This is a genomic window from Enterobacter genomosp. S (genome assembly GCF_001631805.1).
GTDB classification, from domain to species: domain Bacteria; phylum Pseudomonadota; class Gammaproteobacteria; order Enterobacterales; family Enterobacteriaceae; genus Enterobacter; species Enterobacter quasihormaechei.
In genome coordinates, this window is the sequence record NZ_LVVA01000012.1 from 206,360 (window position 1) to 229,725 (window position 23,366).

Consider the following 23,366-nt stretch of genomic DNA (forward strand, 5'->3'; position numbering starts at 1 on the left):
TTGATAGCCATAAAACGGCCACCACAATGATTAACTAGGAGTTTTTTAGCGCTAATACTCATTCACTGTCAAGGTTTCAGGATTTTTGAAAAATGTTTTTGCTCACCAAAACGGCTTATCGCCACACTAAACAAAGCACCTGTTTTTCAGCGACAATAAGACCTTAAAGGACACTTGGCAGTCATCAAATGAATAATGCTTACTGCGTCAAATCAGACTAATCCCTTGGTCAGATTCAGCAAATATTGACCATATCCGGTCTTCTTCAGTGGCTCAGCAAGCACACGAAGTTGTTCAGCATTGATAAAACCTCGACGGAATGCGATCTCTTCAGGGCAAGAAACCTTGAGACCCTGTCGCTCTTCGATAGTGGCAATAAAATTGCTCGCCTCGATCATACTTTGATGCGTTCCGGTATCCAGCCAGGCGTAACCGCGTCTCATCATCGCGACGGACAATCGTCCCTGCTGCATATAGATGCGATTGATGTCGGTAATTTCCAGTTCACCACGATCGGACGGGCTTAAACTTTTGGCCATCTCAATAACATCGTTGTCGTAAAAATAGAGACCGGTTATTGCATAATTACTCTTGGGCTGTTGAGGTTTTTCCTCAAGGCCAATCGCGGTACCGTCTTTATCAAACTCAACGACGCCATAGCGTTCGGGGTCGCTGACGTGATAGGCGAAGACGGTCGCCCCCTCTTGCTGGCTTGCAGCGCCTTCAAGCAGGCGAGGAAGATCATGTCCGTAGAAAATGTTATCGCCTAATACCAACGCACAATTATCCTCACCGATGAACTCTTCACCCAGAATAAACGCCTGAGCAAGGCCATCCGGGCTCGGCTGCACTTTGTACTGGATATGCAATCCCCACTGGCTACCGTTTCCGAGCAGTTGCTCAAAACGGGGAGTGTCCTGAGGCGTGCTGATAATCAGAATATCCCGTATACCTGCCAGCATGAGCGTAGAGAGCGGATAATAGATCATTGGCTTATCGTAAATTGGCAACAATTGCTTACTTACGGCCATTGTGACGGGATAAAGACGTGTACCCGATCCGCCAGCTAATATAATACCTTTACGTTTCTTCATTCAGTTCCGCTCCCCATAATTTTGCTCAATCCAGCTCTTATAGGCGCCGCTTTTCACGTTCGAAACCCACTCCTGGTTATTCAAATACCACTCAACCGTTTTACGAATGCCGCTGTCAAAGGTTTCCACAGGAGTCCATCCGAGCTCGTCGCTAATTTTATGGGCATCAATTGCATAACGTCTGTCGTGTCCAGGACGGTCCGCCACATAGGTAATTTGCGCGCGGTAAGATGTTTCTTTCGGTACCATTTCGTCTAACAGATCGCAAATGGTCTCGACGACCTCAATATTTTTTTTCTCGTTATGGCCGCCGATATTATACGTTTCTCCCGGTTTACCCTTGGTCAGAACTGTATACAGCGCACGAGCATGATCCTCAACGTATAACCAGTCACGGATCTGATCGCCCTTACCGTAAATCGGTAATGATTTATTTTCCAGCGCATTCAAAATGACGAGAGGAATCAGCTTTTCAGGAAAGTGGAAGGGTCCGTAGTTATTTGAACAATTCGTTACAATCCCGGGTAAACCATAGGTGCGTATCCAGGCACGAACTAAATGATCGCTGGACGCTTTTGACGCTGAATAAGGGCTACTTGGCTGGTATGCACTTTTTTCGGTAAACAGCGGTAAAGGGGAAGAATCATGACATTCATCGGGATGAGGCAGATCGCCGTAAACTTCATCAGTTGAAATGTGATGGAAACGGAAGGTAGATTTTGCTGCCTCGTCCAGTGAAGACCAGTAAGCACGGCTTGTTTCTAACAGGATATACGTGCCAACGATATTGGTTTCAATAAACGCAGCGGGCCCGGTAATAGAACGATCGACATGGCTCTCGGCAGCCAAGTGCATTACCGCATCAGGCTGATGGGTAGCAAAAATACGCGCCATTGCCTCTTTATCACATATATCTGCATGCTCAAAAACATAGCGCTCGCTATCGCTCACTTCATGCAAGGATTCCAGATTACCGGCATAGGTCAATTTATCAACGTTAACAACGCTATCCCGAGTATTGCTAATAATATGTCGGATAACCGCGGAACCGATAAAACCGGCGCCTCCAGTAACGAGAATTTTCACGCAATCTATTCCATTAAACAGTAGGTGGACAGGCAAGATAAAAAAGCCCGGTATCGCTACCGGGCTTGATGGCATGGCTAACCGTATATTAATCCAGCCATTCGGTGTGGAACACACCTTCTTTATCGGTACGCTTATAGGTGTGCGCACCGAAGTAGTCGCGCTGTGCCTGAATCAGGTTTGCTGGCAGTACGGCAGCACGATAGCTGTCGTAGTACGCCACCGCAGCGGAGAAGGTCGGAACCGGAATACCGTTCTGCACGGCGTACGCAACAACATCACGCAGCGCCTGCTGATAGTCGTCTGCAATCTGCTTGAAGTAAGGCGCCAGCAGAAGGTTGGCGATGCCCGCATTCTCAGTATACGCATCGGTGATTTTTTGCAGGAACTGTGCGCGAATGATGCAGCCGGCACGGAAGATCTTCGCGATCTCACCGTAGTTCAGATCCCAGTTGTTCTCATCTGACGCTGCGCGCAGCTGAGAGAAGCCCTGCGCGTAAGAGACGATTTTACCCAGGTACAGTGCACGACGGACTTTTTCTACGAACTCCGCTTTATCACCAGCGGGTTTAGCCTGCGGGCCGGACAGCACTTTGGATGCCGCAACGCGCTGCTCTTTCAGAGAAGAGATATAACGCGCGAAGACGGATTCCGTGATAAGGGACAGCGGCTCGCCCAGATCCAGAGAGCTCTGACTGGTCCATTTACCGGTGCCTTTGTTCGCCGCTTCATCCAGAATCACATCAACCAGGTATTTACCCTCTTCATCTTTCTTGGTGAAGATATCTTTGGTGATGTCGATCAGGTAGCTATTCAGCTCGCCTTTATTCCACTCGGTGAAGGTCTCTGCGAGTTCCTCGTTGGAGAGATTCAGGCCACCTTTCAGCAGGGAGTATGCCTCAGCAATCAGCTGCATATCGCCGTATTCGATGCCGTTGTGAACCATCTTCACATAATGACCAGCACCGTCAGGACCGATGTAGGTTACGCACGGCTCGCCATCTTCAGCAACTGCCGCGATTTTGGTCAGGATTGGCGCGACCAGTTCGTACGCTTCTTTCTGACCGCCAGGCATGATGGATGGACCTTTCAGAGCGCCCTCTTCACCGCCGGATACACCGGTGCCAATGAAGTTGAAGCCTTCAGCAGACAGTTCACGGTTACGACGAATAGTGTCCTGGAAGAAGGTGTTACCGCCATCAATAATGATGTCGCCTTTATCCAGATAAGGTTTAAGGGAGTCGATGGCTGCATCGGTACCTGCACCCGCTTTCACCATTAACAGGATACGACGAGGTGTTTCCAGAGACTCAACGAACTCTTTAACCGTATAGAATGGAACCAGTTTCTTGCCTGGATTCTCAGCGATGACTTCTTCGGTCTTATCACGGGAGCGGTTGAAAACGGAGACGGTATAACCACGGCTTTCGATGTTGAGCGCCAGGTTGCGCCCCATCACTGCCATACCGACAACGCCGATCTGTTGCTTGGACATTACATACTCCTGTCAGGTGTGGTCGCCGCGAATGATAGCGGCTTGGGAATCACTTCTCATAACTCTAAACAATACTAAAGTCGTTATCAAATAATTTCAAAAAGCATTAACTATTTTTTATGATCAAAAGTTACCTGCAAATTTTATTAAATGGCTGTAGCGAACGAGCACTATCACGCGTTATTTATATGGTCAATAAACTCATCATTCTTGAAAAATCGCACTAATTCAAATTTCTTTGGCTGGAAGAAACTTGCATTAATGATTAGATTTTCGAGATCTTCGATATCCCAACAAATCATTGCAAACTCCTTTTCACCCATATACTTAGCAATATCAGACTGATGCTTATCTAAACGATCTAAATTTGGGGCAATGATGATTTTTTTCTCATGATCTAATAGAGAAAATATTGATCCAGCGCCTGCATGACTGATTACAAGATCGTATTTAGAATATTCATTTTCAATAGACTGAATAAATTCAACTTCCTTGTAATTTTTGGTTTCCGGGTTTGACAGGCCATTCGCCTTTTGACACATAAAAAAATGATTGGCCATATGTGGAAGCGCTGAAATTGATGCAATTTGCTTGATAAGTTTATCAAACCGAGTCGTGCCTACGGTCACTAAAATTTTCATAGCACTCCGGAAAATTTGGCTTTTTTATACTGTTTTAAAAGCGTCTTATGCTGCACATAAAACTCATCCGCAATTAAAGACATGATTCTACCAGTGAAGGACTTCGTTTCGAATCTGGACCATGTTTCGAGATGAATTATTTTTGCGCCGACGATATATTTAAAATAAAAAGCGGGAATAAGAGCTACACCGGGTCCCGTTGAAACAACCACTTTTATCCGATGAGTTTTGTGGATCTGTAGGCAGACCTTGATCTGATGTAACTGATTGAAGCGAAGCACACTAGTGAACGTTGAGTATTTATTTCTAAATTCACGAGTGACATAATGCTTATCAGACCACTCTTCCTTAATTTTATAATCTGAGAGACTGATTTTATTTTTATTTATGTCTTCACCAATTCTTTTCATCAATCTATTCATCTGGGCTCGGTGTCCTCCCTCGCCATAAATGAATAAAGCGCTATCCTCTTTGTTCATGTTAAACTGCTTCTCCATTCTTAAAAGCCGTCCTGATCAGGGTTTTAAAATAAGCGTATCTGATTAAATATAAAACCATTAGGAATAAAGACATTATTGGGATAAGATACATCACCGAAATACTAATGAAGTACTGCCATACTAAAAACAATGACAAAATCACAATAAATACAAAAAAGTTAAATATCAATGAGATTTTTTCTTTGCCAAGGAATAAGATTATATTCGACTGAACTAATGATAGTTGTGAAGAGAGAGTAAAAAGCATTACAGGCACAACGATTGCCAATATTTCATTAAAGGTTACGTAGGAAAGCGATAATTTAACATAAAAGATTAATGGCAGAATACTACCAAAGCATACAAGCGCTGATATGATGATAACTTTTTTATTGATCGCTTGATAAACTTTTTCTTCTTTGGACTTAGCACACTCCACCAACTCTCGATAAAAGTAGTTCATGTATGCGCGTGAAAAGACAGATATAATCCCAATTATGCTAATAGTAAGACCCAAAACCGACATTAATTCATCGGGAAGTATCTCTCGCGAAAAGTAAGGTAATAGAAAAACGATTCCTGTAGAAATGAGCCCCACGAAGCCAACATTTAGGGAGAACTTCCATTCCAGTCCATTAAAAGCCTTGCTATCAGATACGGTTATCCACGCTCGCTTAACATATACATGGTAAATAATTTGATTAATGATTGTCGCGATGAAGTAAGCCAGGAAGAAAATATCAAGAGGTTTTAAAGAGACAAGATGTAGTTTGCATAGCAGCATTCCTGCCGCGAAAAGAACCAACGCTAGCGAATCATAAATTAAGCCAGGCAGTGCTTTTTTATAATAAATATAATAATAACGATAGATTTGGTTGATAGCCAGACATGCAAGAGAGCCCGCAAATATTAAAGTATCAATTGAATTTAAGCCTAGCGTTGGAGTCGCCAACGCTAAGGTAATAATAGAGGCTGCTGCAATAGTAAGGAGTAAAACGTAATTAAAGTATTTCATGCTCACTTCAGAGCCGTCTTTAATAAGCGTTGTACCAAGTCCCTGGCCGAGGAAAATCACTGCAACAGTTAAAAATGAATAGTAAACGGCAAAGAGCGCGATGTCTTTTTGGACAAACACAAGAGTCAATAAGAAGAAGATTACAACTCTTGCTGCTCCAGAAGATACAGTATATCCAAGCCAAATCAATTTATTAATTACAGACATTTAAACGCCTCAAGCAGCTTTGTTTGCGCTATTTCTTTCGTATAGCTGTTTAAGACAGTTTGCTGAGCCTGATGAGACATCTCTTGAAGCGTTTGTGATGACATATTGAGCATTTGCTCAATTTTATTTTTATAGTGTCCCTCCTCATAAACAATAAAACCATTTTGGTTATTATCGACAAACTCGTTGAAAGAGGGGATATTACTTAAAAGTGGAATCATCCCCGTAGCCATCGCCTCTAAAGGAACCAATCCGAGGCTTTCACTTTCTGAAGGATAGATCAGCACATCATGTTCCTGAAAAATTTCAGCCAAGCGAACGTGCCCTACGGCAGGCGAAAATTGAATATTTGGTAAATGAGCTGCACTTTTCACTAACGAACTCAGTTCTGGACCATCACCAACAACAGTTAAGTGAATTTTCCCTTTATCGTCGTCGGACAGGTTTTCGATTGCCTGTATTGCCAGATCCACACGTTTACTCTTGATGAGTCGTCCAGCAAAAAGCAGTTTAAGTGGAACACCGAATTCACGGTTTTTGAACGTAAAGAGTTGGGTATTAACGCCGCCAGAGGGGCTTATTGCACATTTAAGTTCATCGAGTTGATACTCTTTTTTGGTAAAGTCCAGATAAGACTTTGAGGGAAACACTATCTTTACCGCATTTTTCAACGCGTTGGAAACAATTGCCTTCTTTATACGAAAGAAAATGCCGCTGGTTCCGTTAAGCCGCTTAACGTCACCACCGTGGACGTGCACCACAACTTTTTTTCTTCTTACGCAATTTCCAATTTTTACCGGCAGATAGCAATGAGACGCATAGTGTAAATAAAGACAATCACTTTTGGTCAAAAGAACTTTAGTCAAAATGGAGATATAAAAAATAAGGTAGTTATAAATTTTAGTAAATTTGCTTTTAGAAATTTTATTAAGAACACATAATTCAATCTCATGTCCATTATTACGCAACGAATCAGCTGCGTTTTTAACGAACCCGCCAAGATATGGCGTATCCGGACCAGGATACATATTACTTATGAGCAAAATTTTCATTCGAAGGCCTTTTCAATAAACAACCAACTATAGTGCTAATCGCTTTAATGATCATTACGCATAAAAAGAATTTAAATGAGATATACATAAACACTTCTAAACCGTCACGCACCCAAAAGAAGCAGTAGCCAATGCAGGTTATAAAGGTGATCTTTATCGTAATCATCCTGGTTTTTTTGGTTACTGCGTCAATGAGTTTTAATGTACTTCCTGTAATAAGTCCCCAAAGCCAAAACCAAGTTGTGCCAAACATAATGATAAAGCTACCTACAATCGTTGGTGATATGGTCAACTGCGTATCCATATTCAGGATATAGGTTGTATAAAAATAGCCGTTATTCAAAAAGTTAATCGGTTTTGACTCCCATAAAAAACGAGGAACAATAATCGCAAACTCATTGAAGAAGGTGGAAAAGTACTGAATATTCCCTGTTTTATCAATATATTCAATAATATCTTTTATTGCATAAATCGGAGAGAAAGAATCCAGCGCGAATGAAATCATGACCGATGAACCAGACAGGATCATACTAATGACATCATCAAGACTGGACCCATAACGTAAAGCACCTAATACAATTAAAGCTACACAGCAACATGCTGATAGTATTGCTATTTCATTTATACGAAGTACTTTTCTCTCATAGGCAAAATAAGTTATAGCAAGAACCGCTGCGCCCATTACATTTCTTGAGCCGCCTATAACGTAGTAATAAACAGAACCGCAGAAAATAGCCAATGCGGTTGCCAATATAAAACGTAGCTTAGATGGCTTACGAAGAAAGAATACAATTGAGGAAGGCACAAATGCGTACATTAGAATAATCGAAAGGCCGCCACCAGAATTTTGTTCAAGACGAGCTTCGTAACCACCGCCAAATGCTACACCATTATTTTTCACATAGATCATCAATGCAAAAATATATAAAATCAGACCACAAACGACAAATATTCTTGAGTTAATGCTTTTGAACCATAAGTTAGATAAGTCATCTGAATGATTATTATACCGTGAGGACACTTTTATTGGTGTTATAAAATACGATAAATGGATTGCGAATAAGCTTAAGAATGAGAACCAGAATACCTGAGTATATCCCTCCTCCAGCGGAATACCCTGTATCCAGACAGAAAGATAATATACAAAATTCACCACAAAGTAGAAAATAGTAAAAACGCGAATATATACGCCTTTTATAAAGTATATGGTGCAAATAATATATAAAAGTGGAAGTAAAAAATACAGAGATGCCATCAATCTGCCTTTAGGTAAAATATTAGCATTACTAATAAAGGGAATGAGCCACAACGCTCAACATGGTCGGGCCACGCTACCGCCCTTGGCTCCTAAGCTACCAACATGCTTATATTCTATAACAAATTTTTGAACGCCGAATACGCAGTTTCGGTTCCTAAAAATATGCGGATAATTGTCTGACGTATCTCGTTTAGAAACAAGCAAAAAGTTATAGACGATCGTACTAAAACGCCCTTGCCTGTGTCAGAAACATTAAAAGGTGGTAGCGTTCTATCCATTCCGAACGCTTACCACCTTAGATTCATACTATGCGGGAGTATACCGAAGGTTTAGTGCTCTTTAAGCAGCTTCTCAATCCGGCTTCTGAACTTCGCCCCTTCCTTCAGGTTACGCAGACCGTAGTTCACAAACGCCTGCATATACCCCATTTTCTTACCACAGTCATAGCTGTCACCGGTCATCAGCATGGCATCAACGGACTGCTTTTTCCCCAGCTCGGCAATCGCATCGGTCAACTGGATACGGTCCCAGGCGCCCGGCTCGGTTTTTTCCAGCTCAGCCCAGATATCCGCATTCAGCACATAACGGCCTACCGCCATCAGGTCGGAGTCCAGGGTCTGCGGCTGATCGGGTTTTTCGATAAACTCAACGATACGGCTCACCTGCCCTTCCGTCTCCAGCGGCTCTTTAGTCTGGATGACAGAGTACTCAGAGAGATCGCCCTTCATACGTTTCGCCAGCACCTGGCTGCGGCCCGTTTCGTTGAAGCGTGCCACCATTGCCGCCAGGTTGTAACGCAGCGGATCGGCAGAGGCGGTATCAATGATGATATCCGGCAGAACCACAATGAACGGGTTATCACCCACCACCGGGCGCGCGCACAGGATGGAGTGTCCCAGGCCCAGCGGCTGTGCCTGACGCACGTTCATGATGGTCACGCCTGGAGGACAGATAGACTGAACTTCCGCCAGAAGCTGACGCTTAACGCGCTGCTCAAGCAGCGCTTCGAGTTCATAAGAGGTGTCGAAGTGGTTCTCTACCGCATTCTTAGAAGAGTGCGTTACCAGAACGATTTCTTTGATCCCCGCAGCAACAATCTCGTCGACGATGTACTGAATCATCGGCTTGTCAACGATCGGCAGCATCTCTTTAGGAATGGCCTTTGTGGCGGGCAACATGTGCATGCCCAGACCCGCTACCGGTATGACTGCTTTCAAATTAATCATTATTTCTTCCACCTTAAAATGGTTGACGAATTATAGCTTTTAAACCTGTTTTCGCCAGCATGTTTTGCCGTAAATATGACGTAATCCTAGGTCACCCCACCACAAATTACAGTAGTTGTAATCTGAATAGATCGCGATTCTGTTCCAGGAATAGTCGCAAAATAGTCTGTGTGATTACCTGTGCGGCAGCGCAAAATTCAACCGTTCCGTATTCACCACATGTTGATCGACCCGATCAATATCCACTGAGCTCTGCCCCTTTTCATTAACCGCGTGAATGTTCGCGAGCGACAGCAGCGTATCGTTTTTAGCCATAAACTTCCCGCGCACGTCTTTGCGCAAGTCGAAGTTCATCTTCAGAGCGGGGCCCGTTGTCGACTCCTGCATCACCTTGATGTTCCGCAAGAAAAGGTGCTGCGGCTTGTTGTGCAGTTCCAGCGTGGCCCGTTGCATCTCAACGTTGGTAATGGCGACAAACGACGTGGCATTGCCTGAAGAAATCTGGATCCCGCGCAGCTTATAGGCAAGCTGTCGGTTATCCAGGCGAATATCGTTAAGCTTGAAGTTTTGCGGTATCGACAGATAATCGCCCTTAATCACGCCATACCCGATTAACATTCCGGCGCTGTTTACCATATCGACATTATCAATAACGAAATTATCACAGCCATAAATAGCTACCGTCGCGTTATCAATTCCGGCCTTTTTACTGAAGTCAGGAGTGATATTGCTGGCCTTGATATTGCGGATCACAAAATGTTTACCGTTTTCGACATGGACAAGCTGCCGACAGTTGCTGCCGGTGATATTTGCCACCACAAAGTTTTTAACGGTCTGTTTTTCCGGATAGTCGTTATCGTAGGTGCTGCCGGCAAGCCCAATACCTATGCCCCAGTTGATCTTGCCGTTGGTACAGTTGATGTTATCGATGACATGGTCAGAGATCAGGATGTTGCGGTCATTAATGGCCACGTTCCACTCTATCGCATCACCCTGCAAGTGGCTGAACTTACTGTTGGTAATGCGCGCGCCGTCCACCTGATTATGGAATCCCTGCCGCAGAATGGCGTAGTTCGCCTGGCTGACGGTGAGGCGATCGATAAGCAGGTTACGCATCACTCTCGGCTTTTTGCCGCCAATGTAGATCTGGGTGACGGGGCCGAAGCCACTCATCGCCAGCCCTTTAATGACGCAGTCGGAGCCACGCACGTCCAGCGTGATGTTATGCGTGCGCCCTTCTCCTTCCCCAATAACCTTGCAGCCTTCCTGGAGCACAAACCGCCCGCGCCCGTTGCCCTTCAGCGCGCCGCGGATCAGCAGAGTTTTGCCATCAGGAATAAAGATGCCGGTATTGATGTTTTCACAGGTTAACCCGGCGGGAACAACAACGGTATCGCCCTCGGTAAAGGCCTGCTTAAAGGCGGCGATCCAGTCGTGATTGTTGTAGCGATCGACAGAAACCGTCCTCCCGATCGCCGCCCGCGCAGCGCGGGGCGACAACAGCGGCATGGCGGCCAGGACGGATAAAGACGAGACAAATCGGCGTCGGGTAATCTTTTTCAGCATACAACCTCAGCGTTACAGCGTTTGCAGCAGGCTCGCTAACTGGCGATTAATCACCTGCTGATTGAATTCTGCTTCAACTTTTTGCCGCGCATTTTCCAGCACGGGGATCAGCGTCTGCCGATCGATATTACTGAACGCGGCCAGACGGTCCGCCAGCGCCAGCGCGTTGTTTTCGGGGACCAGCCAGCCGGAATGCTCAGAGGTGATCAGCTCCGGTATCCCGCTGTGCAGCGTCGAAACCACCGGAATGCCGACCGCCATCGCCTCCATCAACGCCACGGGAATGCCTTCCATATCACCGTCGGCACCGGTTACGGAGGGCAGCAGAAACACATCCGCGTCATCAAGCATGGCCTTCACTTCGTGGCTCGGCTTAAAGCCGGGCATCTCGACCACGTCTTCCAGCTGATACTGCTCAATCAGCGTGCGCAGACGACGCTCCCACGGTCCGATACCCAGGATGCGGTAGTGGAAGTCCACGCCGCGCGCCTTCAGCTGGCGACAGGCCTCGATGGCCACGTGCAGCCCTTTCTTTTCGGTCAGACGGGCCACAGAGATAATTTGCAGCGGCTTGCCCGGCACCTTGACCGGTCGCTGGGTGAAGCGTTCCATGTCCACGCCCATGCGTGAAACGGTGATTTTCTCGCTCGGGCAGCCCATGGTTTTCAGGCGTCCGGCCCACAGATCGCTTATCGGCAGCATCATGTCGCCACGGCGAAACAGCTGCTGATATTCCGGCGTGTAGTGGTTCAGCACTTCCCGGCTGGAGATGTCGATACCGTGGAAAATGGTGGCGATTTTGCCCTCAATCACCCCCAGCTCACGCAGTTTCGCGGCGGTTACGCCTGCCGGTCCGAAGTGGGCGATAAATACGTCGGCGCGGTAAGGCTGGGCCGTTTGCCCGCAAATGGCGGAGAGGATCAGGTTGCGGGCCTCCGCCCCGTAGCGCGACATATTCAGCGCCCGCCAGGTCGACGCGCGATGCAGGCCGCGCAGCGTCTGGCCGGCGCGATGGCGCAGTTTGTTCATCCGTCCGGCGGGTTCGTCCTGCAACCAGCGGGTTTTCGCCTCCAGCCCATACTGGGTATACGCTGCATGGGTGTTCTGCGTATCGCCCTTTTGCAGGGCGATAATCTCCACGTCATATCCCATATCGATAAACGCGGTGATTTGGTTCAGCACGAAAGTTTCAGACGACAGCGGGAATTTCAGTAAGAAGAAACCAACCTTCATTTCCCCTCCCGGACGCGGTCGAGGACGGATTTCACCATCCCAATGCCTTTTTCGCGTTCGGCTTTTACCGCCACCGCCAGACGCGCGTTGATCGCAGGCAGCTGGCCGAGCGTGTCGCCCACCATTGCACCCAGCGATCCGTCCAGCAGATGACGAATATCAACGGCCATTTCCGGCATACCGAGCTGCTGCATAATGCCCGCGGACTTGTGCTCGTAGTTGATGGCGATGGCCGGCGTGCCGAAGTTCATCGAGATAATCGCCGAGTGCAGACGCGTGCCCACGGTCAGGTCGCAGGCGGAGAGCAGCTTGCCCATCTCCAGGTCGTTCAGCTCGTCCATCACCACGTGATAGCGGGACGGATCGTTCACCAGGTTGCGCAGGTTCAGCGCCACCATGCGGTCATCCTTGTTGTAGCTGTCGATACCGGTACAGGTGGAAAGCGCCAGCACCTGGTAACCGCTGTCCAGCACGCGGTTGACTACGTCGGCAAAGGCTTTTTCGTACGCCGCCTGGGTCGTGCCGAGGCGTTTATCAAACGGGGCGAGTTCACGCAGGGTAATAGCGACGGTTTTCTGCTGTGCCGCCACGTCCAGCCAGTGCTGCACCGCGTAGCTGGCCTGGAAGCTGTCATCCTGATGATCCACCAGCCAGGCGGTGTCTACGCCGTGCTCCACTTTGGTGGTGTCGATTTCGCTGCGCTTCATCATGTCGAGGCTGACCGATTCACGCAGGATCAGCGCGTCGCAGTGGCCGAAGACATAGTTGGCCAGCTGGTTAAACTGCGGATCCTGGAACGGCCCGACGCTGTGGCCGATCATAAACAGCGGTTTTTTCGCCATAAAGGTGCAAAGCGCATGCTCAAACTGCGGCACGCCGTACAGATCGACGAAGAACGAGCCGCCCACCTGAATAATGGCGTCATAGCCGGACAGCAGACGCACGAAATCGGTAAAGCCCTGCGCGATGGCAATGTTGCGCAGCTTGCCGGTATCGGTGACGCGGGAAAGCAGCACCTGGTGCTGGTAGCGACGACGCAGCACTTTCTTCACGCGCCCCATCACGCCCGCAGCGTTGTTGTGCTGTTTCATCTGGCTGTAGAGCGGGTCGCCCATCACCGGGCGGTTGAGTAACCAGGATGAGCTGACCGGATAACGGCTCATCACATCCACTTCTGTCTCAGGCTTAAGGGTGTTAATTGCATCCAGTAAACCGCGCAGGATGGCGCTGTCGCCACGGTTGCCGCAGGTATGGTTGCCAAGAATAAGTAATTTCATAATGGCCTCGTAAAATTAGCCTGCGCGAAGCAGCGTTTTCATTTTTTCGTTACGGCAAAACTGGCGCTTCATCTCGACCACCAGCGCATTGCGTGACAACACAATCATCACGCCGAACGCCAGCGCGCCTGCTGCTACCTGCACCGCCAGCAGCGCCGCCAGCGGCAGATGCCCATTGAGCACCACGCCCAGACCGTAGCTCACCGCAAGCGTCGGTAATGAGAGATAAAACGGCAGCCACAGGCTGAGAATGTACTGACGGTAGCTGGAGCCCAGCACCGGTTTGATCATCACGAAGTAGCTCAGCACGGTATTGACGATCTGCACCAGCAGGAAGCCGAGCGTCACGCCAATGGCGCCCGCCGTGTGACCGCCCACAATAATTGCCGGAATAAACAGGAAGGTTTTAAACACGTTGAACTTGAAGCTGATATCCACGCGCGCTTTCGCCATGAGCAGCGAACCAATCGGGTTCCCCACCGAACGCAGCAGCCCCACGACGCACAGCAGTTGCAGGATCGGGATAATGCTGTTCCACTTCTCGCCAAACACCAGCGGCACGAAATTGCTGGAGACCACCATCAGCCCCAGCAGCACCGGGAAGTTGATGATCCCCACCACGGAGAGCAGCTTGTAAAAATTCACGCGCAGCTTCTCGGTATCGTCCTGAATCTTGGCAAACGCCGGAAAAAGCACGCGGGTAATGATTGGGTTGAGCTTCATCGGCGGGACAACCGCGACGTTGTACGCCAGGTTATAACCGCCCGCGACGCTCGCGCCCAGAATGCGCGCCAGCACCAGCGTGGAGAGGTTAGTATTCACGTAGTTGATGATGCTGTCTGCCGTCAGCCATGCGCCAAAGCGCAGATTGGACGAAACAGACGCCAGCGAGAAGTGCAGCCCCGGGCGATAAATCTTGCGGCCAAAGAAGCCAAACAGCAGCGTGCGCACGGCAGAGTTAACGAGGTAGCCAAGAATGGCGGTCATCGCCAGCGGCCAGAAATGAGCGCTAACCACGGTGAAGGTAAAGCCCGCCAGCACGGCGCTGGTTTCAATCATGCCGATCTTGTTGAATTCCAGCTCTTTTTGCATCAGCGCGCGGAACTGCTGCCCGTGCGGGATCACCACAAAAGCAAACGACAGGGTGCGCATCAGCGGCGCCAGGTCCGGGTTATGCAACACGTTGGCAATCACGTCGCTCAGAAGGAAGACCAGCACAAAGACGAAGATGCCCAGCCCGACGTTCAGCCAGTAGAGCGTGGTCAGCTCCAGATGGCTGATCTCTTTGCGCTGGATAATGGAATTGGCGATACCGAAGTCAGACAGCGTATCGGCCAGCGCGATAATCACCAGCGAGACGGTCAGCAGGCCAAACTGGTGGTTATCGATTATGCGCGCCAGCACCGTCATCTGCACCAGCCCGAGGCCGATGATGACGATGGTGGCCATGGCTGACCATTTCGCGCCGCTGATGGTTTTTTCTCGTAAGCTCATCTTAGTACGCCGCTTTATTCACGAAGCCTTTGAAAATGGTCAGAAAAACAATCTTGATATCGAACCAGAGGCTCCACTCGCGGATGTACTCCAGGTCGAACTCGATGCGTTTTTCCATTTTTTCCAGCGTGTCGGTCTCGCCGCGCCAGCCGTTGATCTGCGCCCAGCCGGTAATGCCTGGCTTCACCTTATGGCGCAGCATGTAGCCTTCAATCAGGGTACGGTACTGCTCGTTATGGGCAACGGCGTGAGGACGTGGCCCGACGATGGACATCCCGCCGGTGAATACGTTGATGAACTGCGGCAGCTCATCCAGCGAGGTACGGCGCAGGAAGTTGCCCACGCGGGTGACGCGCGGATCGTTCTGCGTCGCCTGGGTCACTACCTTGTCGTTCTCCATTACCTTCATGGAGCGGAACTTCCACACCATGATCGGCTTACCGTCCATGCCGTAGCGGGTCTGACGGAAGATGATCGGCCCCGGCGAGCTGATCTTCACCGCCAGCGCAATGCAGCACAGCACAGGGGAGATCAGCAGCAGGATCAGGGACGACAGCACAATGTCTTCCACGCGCTTCAGCACGCGGTTGATCCCCGACAGCGGCGTGTCATACAGCGGTACAACCGGCACCCCGTTTACCTCTTCAATACGGGAGTGGAGAATGTTGAAGGTGAACACGTCCGGGATGAGGATCACCGAGCAGGTGGTATCCGCCAGCTCGCGCATCAGTTTCTTGATGCGGGATTCATCCTTCATCTGCATGGCGATGTAGACGTTATGAATTTTGCCGGCTTTGGCGTCGTCAATAAGCTGTTCGTAGTTACCCGCCCAGTCGGACGGCACACCGCCGGGCTTCGCGTCGTGATAAATCCCGACCACTTCAAAACCTAACCATGGCTCTTTGCGGAAGCTGTCGAGCAGCACATGCCCGACCGGCAGATCCCCCGCCACGGCAACGAAGCGGCGGTTATAGCCGCGGTTGCGCAGCCAGCCCGCGCCGAAGCGGATCAGCGAGCGGCAAACCACCATGCCAACGCTGGTCAACAGATACCAGCAGAGATAGGTCACAAGGCGGTTATCAAAATCATGGCTGAACGCCACCAGGCCTGCGCTGAAAATCAGGCTTAAGGTCCAGTTCTGGAGCAGCAGCATCAGTTCGGTGGTCATTTTGACGCCGCGCCATGAACGATAGAAATCGGTCATGCCGCCAATCATCTGAAACACCACCAGCGCGATCAACGCCATCAGCAAATGCATGTAGAAGAACGACTGCCCGCTGACCCAACACACCGCCCACAGTCCGCCGACCATGATGGTGATATCAGAAAAACGCTGCACCATTGAGATTAACGATGCATTCGTTCTCGCTCGTTCGCGCTTTTTTAGATTTGTCATCGTTGTTCCTTTAGTTCTAAACCTTTCCCCTCACCCTACCCCTCTCCCCAAAGGGGAGAGGGAACTTGAACACCCTCTCCCCTTTGGGGAGAGGGCTGGGGTGAGGGGCAGTTTTTACTGATTCAACAGCGCCAGAATGTCCTTCGTTCGGGCTTCCATCAGCGCCGTGTCAGCGCGGGATTCCACGTTCAGGCGCACCACCGGCTCGGTGTTTGAGGAGCGCAGGTTGAAGCGCCACTGCGGGAACGCCATGCTGATACCGTCGGTACGGTCAATCTCCAGCGCGTGAAGGGCAAAGTGGTGTTCAACGCGGGCGATGGCCTCGGCGGGCTGTGCCAGCTTGCTGTTGATCTCGCCGCTGGCCGGGAATGCCGCCATGCGGTCGCGCACCAGCTCACCCAGGCTCTGCCCTTTCAGGCACAGCAGTTCGGTCACCAGCAGCCACGGGATCATCCCGCTGTCGCAGTAGGCAAAATCACGGAAATAGTGGTGCGCGCTCATCTCGCCGCCGTAGATGGCGTCTTCCTCGCGCATGCGCTCTTTGATAAACGCGTGACCGGTTTTGGACATCACCGGCTCGCCGCCCGCGGCCTTCACCACGTCAACGGTGTTCCAGGAAAGACGCGGATCGTGAATGATCTTCGCGCCCGGGTTTTTCTCAAGGAACGCTTCCGCCAGCAGACCAACGATGTAGTAGCCTTCGATAAACTGCCCTTTCTCGTCGAACAGGAAGCAGCGGTCGAAGTCGCCGTCAAAGGCGATACCCATATCGGCACCGTGCTCGATCACCGCGTTGCGGGTGTCGTCGCGGCACTCCGGCAGCAGCGGGTTAGGAATACCGTTCGGGAAGTTGCCGTCAGGCGTGTTGTGCACTTTGACGAACGTTACCGGCACGTTCAGCGCCTTGAAGCGGGCTTCAAGTGCATCGACAACCGGGCCTGCCGCGCCGTTGCCGGAGTTGATCACCAGCTTCAGCGGCTTGAGGTTTGCCACGTTGATGTAGCCCAGCAGGTGGTCGATGTACTCTTTTTGCAGGTTGATCTGCTTATAGCTGCCGCGGCTGGCTTCATTCACCGGCGGGAAGTCGTTGGCCTCGGCCAGACGCTGCACATCGCGCAGGCCGGTGTCGCCGCTGATAGGACGCGCGCCCTTGCGCACCAGCTTCATGCCGTTGTAGTCCATCGGGTTATGGCTGGCCGTCACTTCGATACCGCCGTCCACGCCGAGGTGGAAGGTGGCAAAATAGATCTCTTCGGTACCGGAAAGGCCGATGTCCAGCACGTCCACGCCCGCGTCCTGTAGCCCTTTCGCCAGCGCCAGCTTCAGGGATTCGCTTGTCAGACGCACGTCGCCGCCCAGCACGATAGTTTGTGGCTTCAGGTATTCGCCGTAGGCGCGGCCGATGCGCCACGCAATGTCTTCATTCAGCTCTTCGCCCAGCTTGCCGCGAATGTCGTAGGCTTTAAAACAGGTTAATTTTTCCATGATGACCCCTTTTTCAGGCAACAGTTGGCCCTGACCAATTAATGGCCAAATTTATTTTTGTCATTCGTAGGCCCGGTAAGCGCAGCGCCACCGGGCATGATGCGGAGTGCTACACGCGCCCGTAGCGATCCTGGAAGCGGATGATGTCGTCCTCCTCCAGATAGGAGCCGGAGCGCACCTCAATTAAGTCGAGCGGAATTTTCCCCGGGTTTTCCAGGCAGTGCGTTGCCCCCAGCGGAATATAAATGGACTCGTTTTCGCCGAGCAGCTTCACTTCACCGTCGATGGTCACTTTGGCGGTACCCGCCACAACGACCCAGTGTTCGGCGCGGTGATGGTGCATCTGCACCGACAGCCCCTCACCCGGCTTCACGGTGATGCGCTTCACCTGGTAACGTTCGCCCGCGTCGATGGAGTCATATTTCCCCCACGGACGGTAGACTTCCCGGTGGATATGGTGCTCGTGACGGCCGTCGGCCTTGATCTGCTCCACCACTTTTTTCACGTCCTGCACGGCGTTACGGTCGGCAATCAGCACCGCGTCTTTGGTCTGCACCACGACCAGATCTTTCACCCCGACCGTGGTGACGAGGCCAGACTCGGCGTAAACGTAGCTGTTTTCCGTTTTGTGGCTGATGACATCACCGTGATGGACGTTACCCTCCGGGGTGTGTGCGCTGATCTCCCACAGTGATGACCAGGAGCCAACGTCGCTCCAGCCCGCATCCATCGGCACCACTACCGCATCTGCCGTGCGTTCCATCACCGCATAGTCGATGGATTCTTCCGGACAGGCGAGGAAGGCGTCTTCATCCACGCGGATAAAATCAAGATCCGGATCCACCACCGCCATCGCTTTTTCGCAGGCGCTTAAGATATCCGGACGGTATTTTTCCAGTTCTTCCAGATAGCGCCCGGCGCGGAACAGGAACATGCCGCTGTTCCAGTAGTATTCACCGCTGGCCACGTACGCCTGCGCGGTTTCCAGATTAGGCTTCTCGACAAACTGCGCCACGTCAAAGGCCACGCTGTCGCCCTCGCCCGGCGTTACGCTGCCGCGGCGAATGTAGCCATAGCCGGTTTCCGGCAGGTCCGGCACGATGCCAAAGGTCACCAGCTTGCCGTCTTCTGCATAAGGAATGGCCGCCCGAACCGCGTCGCGGAAGGCGTCTTCCTGCTGGATAACGTGGTCAGCCGCCAGCACCAGCATCAGCGGGTCGCAGTCCGGGCTGCTGCGTTTCGCCGCCAGCGCCGCAAGGGCGATAGCGGGCGCGGTGTTACGTCCGGCAGGCTCCAGAATGATATTTTCGGTCAGTTTGTTCAGCTGGCGCAGCTGCTCGGCAACGATAAAGCGGTGCTGTTCGTTGCAGATCACCACCGGACTTTCGCACTCCACGCCGTGCAGACGGTTAACCGTCGTTTGCAGCATGGTGAGGTCGCCCTTCAGGCACAGAAATTGTTTTGGATAAAGCACGCGGGACAGTGGCCACAACCGGCTCCCGGATCCACCCGCCATTACGACCGGATACAAAGTGGTTTGACTCATGATTTATCCCCGTATATCTGCAATAAATTGGCTCAGCACGTTCTCTTTCTCGAGCGTGCGTTCGGCATATTCACGTGCCACCGTGTTCTCTTTTGGCATGGCGAGTGCCTGCTCAATTCCGGTTACCAGCGCAGGGACCGATTCCGGCTCCACGCAAACGGCAATGCCCGGGTAGCTGTTGCACAGCTGGCCTAATTCTGTTCCGGCTTCTGCCGTAATCACCGCGTTTCCGCCCACTGCCAGAATATTGGTCAGCTTGGACGGCAGTACCGCATCCGCCGCGCCGCGTTTTTGCACCACCAGATGGCAATCCGCCATTTTCAGCAGCGCGGGCAGCGCGTCATAAGACTGAAGCGGGAAGAAGCGGATGTTGGTCAGTCCGCGCTCGCTGGCCATTTTCTCCAGCCGCGCCTTACCGCCGCCCTGCCCGACAATCACAAACATCCACGGGTGTTCGCTCAGCTGAAGCGCGGCGTCAATCACGCTCTCCAGCCCCTGTTTTTCACCGATGTTGCCTGAGTAAAGAATGATTTTTTGTTCCGCAGGCAAGCCGAGCTGCGCGCGCAGCGCCTGCGCATCGTGTTCTGTTACATCGCGGAAGCGCGCCACTTCGGACCAGTTCGGAAAGAAGATCACCTTTTCCGCCGGGACGCCCTTCTCCTGCGCCTTGTTCATCATCGAACGCGAGATGGTCGAAACATAATCCACGTTGTGCAGGCCGCTGCGCTCAAAGGCGCTGGCGAGCTTCGCCACCTTGCCGCCCTTGCCTTTTCCGGCCATACCCAGACCGAGCATAGCGTCCACTTCATAATCCTGAATATGCAGCAAGGTGCGCGCGCCGGAGAGTTTTCCCAGCAGGCGCATGCCCGGCGTGCAGAACAGCGTCGGCACCACGCCAATGATGCGATCCGGCTTCCAGCGACGCTGCGCCATCAGCGGGAAGAAACTGCTCAGGGCAAAGCTGCCCAGATGAATTAAACGTTTCAGCGTCGAGGGCTGTTTCGGCACGTAGAGCGGGCAGCGCCAGACGGTCGCGGCCCCCTCTTCGCGGCGATAGCGCCAGCTGGAATAGCGTTCGCCTACCTTCCACTCCGGATAGTACGGCGGGGCGGTAATCACCCGCACGTCATGTCCCTGGCTCGCCATCCACTCGACCATCTCGCCGGTGTATTTCCCGATACCGGTTAATTCCGGCGAGTAGTTAATTCCGTAGACGAGGATTTTCATAGGCCTGGCACCTCGGCCTGACGTTCCGCGAGGAAATACGCCCGACTGTTGTCGTGAACGTTGTCGCTTGCCAGCAGCGCCTCTGGCATTAACCAGCGGTAATCGTCATGCTGAGAATCAGGCAGACGCAGGTCTGCCTCACTCACCTTCAGGCGGAACCCCAGCACGACGTAGTGCGTGCTGAACCCGGTGCCCGAAAAGTTATCGTCATAGAAGTGCTGCCAAACCCCGTAAAACTGGCCCGCTGCCATCGGCAGTTGCAGGCCCAGTTCCGCCAGAGTGAGACGCCCGAAGGCATTTGCCAGCGTCTCATCCTTCTGCACGCGCCCGCCGGGCACGAACCAGAAGCCCTGTGCAGGACGATTGGTTCGTTTCCCCAGCAAGAACTCGCCGCGTTCGTTCTCCACGATCAAATCAATTGAGATGAGTGGAGTGGAACGCACCACCGTGGCAAAATCTTCCTGACTTAAAAACATCATTACCCCCGGAAGCGGTGCTGGTTTTCCAGGAACCACTGGTAGGTGCTGGCCAGCCCCTGCTCCAGTGAGACCTCGTGATACCAGCCCAGCTGATGCAGACGGGTCACGTCCAGCAGCTTGCGCGGCGTGCCGTCCGGTTTGGTCGCGTCAAACACCACGCGGCCCTTGTAGCCCACCACCTGCGCGATGGTCTGCGCCAGCTCGCGAATGGTGCAGTCCACGCCGGTCCCGACGTTAATGTGCGACAGCATCGGCTCGGTGTTCTCCTGCCACACCTCGCGATCCAGCTCCATCACGTGAATGCTGGCAGCCGCCATGTCGTCCACGTGCAGGAACTCGCGCATTGGCGTCCCGCTGCCCCACACCACCACGTCCGGGGCGTTTTCGGCAGTCGCCTCGTGGAAGCGACGCAGCAGCGCCGGGATCACGTGGGAATTGCTCGGGTGGAAGTTATCGTGCGGTCCGTACAGGTTGGTCGGCATCACCGAGCGATAGTCGCGGTTATACTGACGGTTGTAGGATTCACACAGCTTGATCCCGGCAATTTTGGCAATCGCATACGGCTCGTTAGTGGCTTCCAGCGTGCCCTGCAACAGTTCGCTTTCGGCAATCGGCTGCTTCGCCATCTTCGGGTAGATACAGGATGAACCGAGGAACAGCAGCTTGTTCACGTTGTGCAGATGCGCCGCGTGAATGATGTTGCTCTCAATCATCATGTTCTCGTAGATGAAATCCGCCGGGTAGGTGTTGTTAGCGACAATGCCGCCCACCTTCGCCGCCGCCAGATACACCTGGTCGATACGTTCGCTGGCGAAGAAATCCTCCACCGCTTTGCTGTCAAGCAGGTTCAGCTCGTCGCGGGTGCGAACAATCACCTCGACGTCGCCGCGCTGTTCCAGCTGGCGAACAATCGCGGAACCCACCATTCCGCGATGACCGGCGACAAAAATACGTTGTTTTGTCATTCTCAGGACTCCAGCGCGATGGCAACCTCGTAGCCATGAGACTTGAGCAGGGAGTGTTTTTTCGCTGCTTCAAGATCTTTGGCCACTATCTCGGATACCATTTCTTGCAGGGTGGTTTCTGGTTTCCAGCCCAGCTTCTCGTGCGCTTTGGTTGGGTCGCCCAGCAGGGTTTCCACTTCAGCAGGACGGAAGTAGCGCGGATCAACCTGGACAATCACGTCGCCTGGCTTCACGCCCGGTGCGTCGTGGCCGGTCACGGAAACAACGATGCCCTTCTCTTCCACGCCGGTGCCTTCGAAGCGCAGCTTGATGCCCAGCTGTGCCGCAGCCATCTCAACGAACTGACGAACGGAGTACTGCACGCCGGTCGCAATCACGAAGTCTTCTGGCTGCTCCTGCTGCAACATCATCCACTGCATTTTCACGTAGTCTTTTGCATGGCCCCAGTCACGCAGGGAATCCATGTTGCCGAGGTGCAGGCAAGACTCCAGGCCCTGAGCGATGTTGGCGATTGCGCGGGTGATTTTGCGGGTCACGAAGGTTTCGCCGCGACGCGGAGATTCATGGTTAAACAGAATGCCGTTACAGGCGTACATGCCGTAGGATTCACGGTAGTTCACGGTGATCCAGTAAGCGTACAGTTTCGCCACAGCGTACGGGGAACGCGGGTAGAACGGTGTGGTCTCTTTCTGCGGGATTTCCTGCACCAGGCCGTACAGCTCGGAGGTGGATGCCTGGTAGAAGCGGGTTTTCTTCTCAAGACCGAGGAAGCGAATCGCTTCCAGCAGACGCAGCGTACCCATCGCATCCACGTCGGCGGTGTATTCCGGGGACTCGAAAGAAACCGCAACGTGGCTCATCGCCCCCAGGTTGTACACTTCATCCGGCTGCACTTCTTGCAGGATGCGGGTCAGGTTGGAGGTATCGGTCAGGTCGCCGTAATGCAGATGGAATTTCGGGTTTGCCGCATGCGGATCCTGGTAAATGTGATCGACACGCTCGGTGTTGAATGAAGAGGCACGACGCTTAATACCGTGAACTTCATACCCTTTTTCCAGCAGCAATTCTGCCAGGTAAGAACCATCTTGTCCGGTAACGCCGGTGATGAGAGCGACTTTAGACATGTTTATATTCCTCTGTACTTA

General features: G+C 51.7%; 20 protein-coding genes. All 20 read right to left on the minus strand.

Going from position 1 to position 23,366, the window contains the following annotated elements:
• Positions 1 to 212 precede the first annotated feature (212 nt).
• Positions 213 to 1,094 (minus strand): glucose-1-phosphate thymidylyltransferase RfbA, encoded by an 882-nt coding sequence (rfbA, locus tag A3466_RS08685; protein WP_063450235.1) that lies wholly within the window; start codon positions 1,092 to 1,094, stop codon positions 213 to 215.
• Positions 1,095 to 2,180 carry a dTDP-glucose 4,6-dehydratase gene (rfbB, locus tag A3466_RS08690; protein ID WP_063450236.1) on the minus strand — a complete coding sequence of 362 codons (1,086 nt, stop codon included), beginning with the start codon at positions 2,178 to 2,180 and terminating at the stop codon, positions 1,095 to 1,097.
• Between the two features lie 88 nt (positions 2,181 to 2,268).
• Positions 2,269 to 3,675, minus strand: a complete 1,407-nt coding sequence (gene gndA, locus A3466_RS08695) for an NADP-dependent phosphogluconate dehydrogenase (protein ID WP_063450237.1) — start codon at positions 3,673 to 3,675, stop codon at positions 2,269 to 2,271.
• A 173-nt stretch (positions 3,676 to 3,848) separates the two neighbouring features.
• A complete protein-coding gene (gene pssE, locus A3466_RS08700; RefSeq protein ID WP_063450238.1) occupies positions 3,849 to 4,316 on the minus strand; it encodes a PssE/Cps14G family polysaccharide biosynthesis glycosyltransferase in 468 nt (155 codons plus the stop codon).
• Positions 4,313 to 4,813, minus strand: a complete 501-nt coding sequence (pssD, locus tag A3466_RS08705) for a PssD/Cps14F family polysaccharide biosynthesis glycosyltransferase (protein ID WP_063450239.1) — start codon at positions 4,811 to 4,813, stop codon at positions 4,313 to 4,315. The genes pssE and pssD overlap by 4 nt, the downstream gene beginning before the upstream one ends.
• On the minus strand, positions 4,797 to 6,017 hold the full coding sequence (locus A3466_RS08710; protein WP_063450240.1) for a hypothetical protein: 1,221 nt from the start codon (positions 6,015 to 6,017) through the stop codon (positions 4,797 to 4,799). Before A3466_RS08710 ends, pssD begins: the two co-directional genes overlap by 17 nt.
• Positions 6,008 to 7,069: a glycosyltransferase family 4 protein gene (locus A3466_RS08715; RefSeq protein ID WP_245167741.1), complete on the minus strand. Its 1,062-nt coding sequence runs from the start codon at positions 7,067 to 7,069 to the stop codon at positions 6,008 to 6,010. Before A3466_RS08715 ends, A3466_RS08710 begins: the two co-directional genes overlap by 10 nt.
• Positions 7,047 to 8,324, minus strand: coding sequence for a WzyE family oligosaccharide polymerase (locus A3466_RS08720; protein ID WP_063450241.1), 1,278 nt, complete (start codon positions 8,322 to 8,324; stop codon positions 7,047 to 7,049). The genes A3466_RS08715 and A3466_RS08720 overlap by 23 nt, the downstream gene beginning before the upstream one ends.
• Before the next feature lie 332 nt (positions 8,325 to 8,656).
• Positions 8,657 to 9,553 (minus strand): GalU regulator GalF, encoded by an 897-nt coding sequence (gene galF, locus A3466_RS08725; RefSeq protein ID WP_048244533.1) that lies wholly within the window; start codon positions 9,551 to 9,553, stop codon positions 8,657 to 8,659.
• Between the two features lie 174 nt (positions 9,554 to 9,727).
• Positions 9,728 to 11,119 (minus strand): colanic acid biosynthesis protein WcaM, encoded by a 1,392-nt coding sequence (wcaM, locus tag A3466_RS08730; protein ID WP_063450242.1) that lies wholly within the window; start codon positions 11,117 to 11,119, stop codon positions 9,728 to 9,730.
• 12 nt (positions 11,120 to 11,131) lie between these two features.
• Positions 11,132 to 12,352 (minus strand): colanic acid biosynthesis glycosyltransferase WcaL, encoded by a 1,221-nt coding sequence (wcaL, locus tag A3466_RS08735; protein WP_063450243.1) that lies wholly within the window; start codon positions 12,350 to 12,352, stop codon positions 11,132 to 11,134.
• Positions 12,349 to 13,629 (minus strand): colanic acid biosynthesis pyruvyl transferase WcaK, encoded by a 1,281-nt coding sequence (gene wcaK, locus A3466_RS08740; protein ID WP_063450244.1) that lies wholly within the window; start codon positions 13,627 to 13,629, stop codon positions 12,349 to 12,351. Before wcaK ends, wcaL begins: the two co-directional genes overlap by 4 nt.
• A 15-nt stretch (positions 13,630 to 13,644) precedes the next feature.
• Positions 13,645 to 15,123 (minus strand): colanic acid undecaprenyl disphosphate flippase WzxC, encoded by a 1,479-nt coding sequence (gene wzxC, locus A3466_RS08745; protein ID WP_063450245.1) that lies wholly within the window; start codon positions 15,121 to 15,123, stop codon positions 13,645 to 13,647.
• A 1-nt stretch (position 15,124) separates the two neighbouring features.
• Positions 15,125 to 16,519, minus strand: a complete 1,395-nt coding sequence (gene wcaJ, locus A3466_RS08750) for an undecaprenyl-phosphate glucose phosphotransferase (protein ID WP_063450246.1) — start codon at positions 16,517 to 16,519, stop codon at positions 15,125 to 15,127.
• 114 nt (positions 16,520 to 16,633) lie between these two features.
• Positions 16,634 to 18,004: a colanic acid biosynthesis phosphomannomutase CpsG gene (gene cpsG, locus A3466_RS08755; protein ID WP_063450247.1), complete on the minus strand. Its 1,371-nt coding sequence runs from the start codon at positions 18,002 to 18,004 to the stop codon at positions 16,634 to 16,636.
• A 109-nt stretch (positions 18,005 to 18,113) separates the two neighbouring features.
• Entirely contained in the window at positions 18,114 to 19,550 is a 1,437-nt protein-coding gene (gene cpsB / locus A3466_RS08760) for a mannose-1-phosphate guanyltransferase (RefSeq protein ID WP_063450248.1), read from the minus strand.
• Positions 19,551 to 19,553: 3 nt separating this feature from the next.
• The gene (wcaI, locus tag A3466_RS08765; protein WP_063450249.1) at positions 19,554 to 20,777 is read right to left on the minus strand and encodes a colanic acid biosynthesis fucosyltransferase WcaI; all 1,224 of its coding nucleotides are present in this window, start codon (positions 20,775 to 20,777) and stop codon (positions 19,554 to 19,556) included.
• Positions 20,774 to 21,253 carry a GDP-mannose mannosyl hydrolase gene (locus A3466_RS08770; RefSeq protein ID WP_074161004.1) on the minus strand — a complete coding sequence of 160 codons (480 nt, stop codon included), beginning with the start codon at positions 21,251 to 21,253 and terminating at the stop codon, positions 20,774 to 20,776. The genes wcaI and A3466_RS08770 overlap by 4 nt, the downstream gene beginning before the upstream one ends.
• 2 nt (positions 21,254 to 21,255) lie before the next feature.
• Entirely contained in the window at positions 21,256 to 22,221 is a 966-nt protein-coding gene (gene fcl, locus A3466_RS08775) for a GDP-L-fucose synthase (protein ID WP_063450251.1), read from the minus strand.
• Between the two features lie 2 nt (positions 22,222 to 22,223).
• Positions 22,224 to 23,345 carry a GDP-mannose 4,6-dehydratase gene (gmd, locus tag A3466_RS08780; protein ID WP_063450252.1) on the minus strand — a complete coding sequence of 374 codons (1,122 nt, stop codon included), beginning with the start codon at positions 23,343 to 23,345 and terminating at the stop codon, positions 22,224 to 22,226.
• Positions 23,346 to 23,366: the final 21 nt, after the last annotated feature.

Coding starts and splice junctions, on each gene's coding strand:
- rfbA (WP_063450235.1), bottom strand. CDS start 1,094: ATGAAGAAACGTAAAGGTATTATATTAGCTGGCGGATCGGGTACACGT.
- gndA (WP_063450237.1), bottom strand. CDS start 3,675: ATGTCCAAGCAACAGATCGGCGTTGTCGGTATGGCAGTGATGGGGCGC.
- pssE (WP_063450238.1), bottom strand. CDS start 4,316: ATGAAAATTTTAGTGACCGTAGGCACGACTCGGTTTGATAAACTTATC.
- pssD (WP_063450239.1), bottom strand. CDS start 4,813: ATGGAGAAGCAGTTTAACATGAACAAAGAGGATAGCGCTTTATTCATT.
- A3466_RS08710 (WP_063450240.1), bottom strand. CDS start 6,017: ATGTCTGTAATTAATAAATTGATTTGGCTTGGATATACTGTATCTTCT.
- A3466_RS08715 (WP_245167741.1), bottom strand. CDS start 7,069: ATGAAAATTTTGCTCATAAGTAATATGTATCCTGGTCCGGATACGCCA.
- A3466_RS08720 (WP_063450241.1), bottom strand. CDS start 8,324: ATGGCATCTCTGTATTTTTTACTTCCACTTTTATATATTATTTGCACC.
- galF (WP_048244533.1), bottom strand. CDS start 9,553: ATGATTAATTTGAAAGCAGTCATACCGGTAGCGGGTCTGGGCATGCAC.
- wcaM (WP_063450242.1), bottom strand. CDS start 11,119: ATGCTGAAAAAGATTACCCGACGCCGATTTGTCTCGTCTTTATCCGTC.
- wcaL (WP_063450243.1), bottom strand. CDS start 12,352: ATGAAGGTTGGTTTCTTCTTACTGAAATTCCCGCTGTCGTCTGAAACT.
- wcaK (WP_063450244.1), bottom strand. CDS start 13,629: ATGAAATTACTTATTCTTGGCAACCATACCTGCGGCAACCGTGGCGAC.
- wzxC (WP_063450245.1), bottom strand. CDS start 15,123: ATGAGCTTACGAGAAAAAACCATCAGCGGCGCGAAATGGTCAGCCATG.
- wcaJ (WP_063450246.1), bottom strand. CDS start 16,519: ATGACAAATCTAAAAAAGCGCGAACGAGCGAGAACGAATGCATCGTTA.
- cpsG (WP_063450247.1), bottom strand. CDS start 18,004: ATGGAAAAATTAACCTGTTTTAAAGCCTACGACATTCGCGGCAAGCTG.
- cpsB (WP_063450248.1), bottom strand. CDS start 19,550: ATGAGTCAAACCACTTTGTATCCGGTCGTAATGGCGGGTGGATCCGGG.
- wcaI (WP_063450249.1), bottom strand. CDS start 20,777: ATGAAAATCCTCGTCTACGGAATTAACTACTCGCCGGAATTAACCGGT.
- A3466_RS08770 (WP_074161004.1), bottom strand. CDS start 21,253: ATGTTTTTAAGTCAGGAAGATTTTGCCACGGTGGTGCGTTCCACTCCA.
- fcl (WP_063450251.1), bottom strand. CDS start 22,221: ATGACAAAACAACGTATTTTTGTCGCCGGTCATCGCGGAATGGTGGGT.
- gmd (WP_063450252.1), bottom strand. CDS start 23,345: ATGTCTAAAGTCGCTCTCATCACCGGCGTTACCGGACAAGATGGTTCT.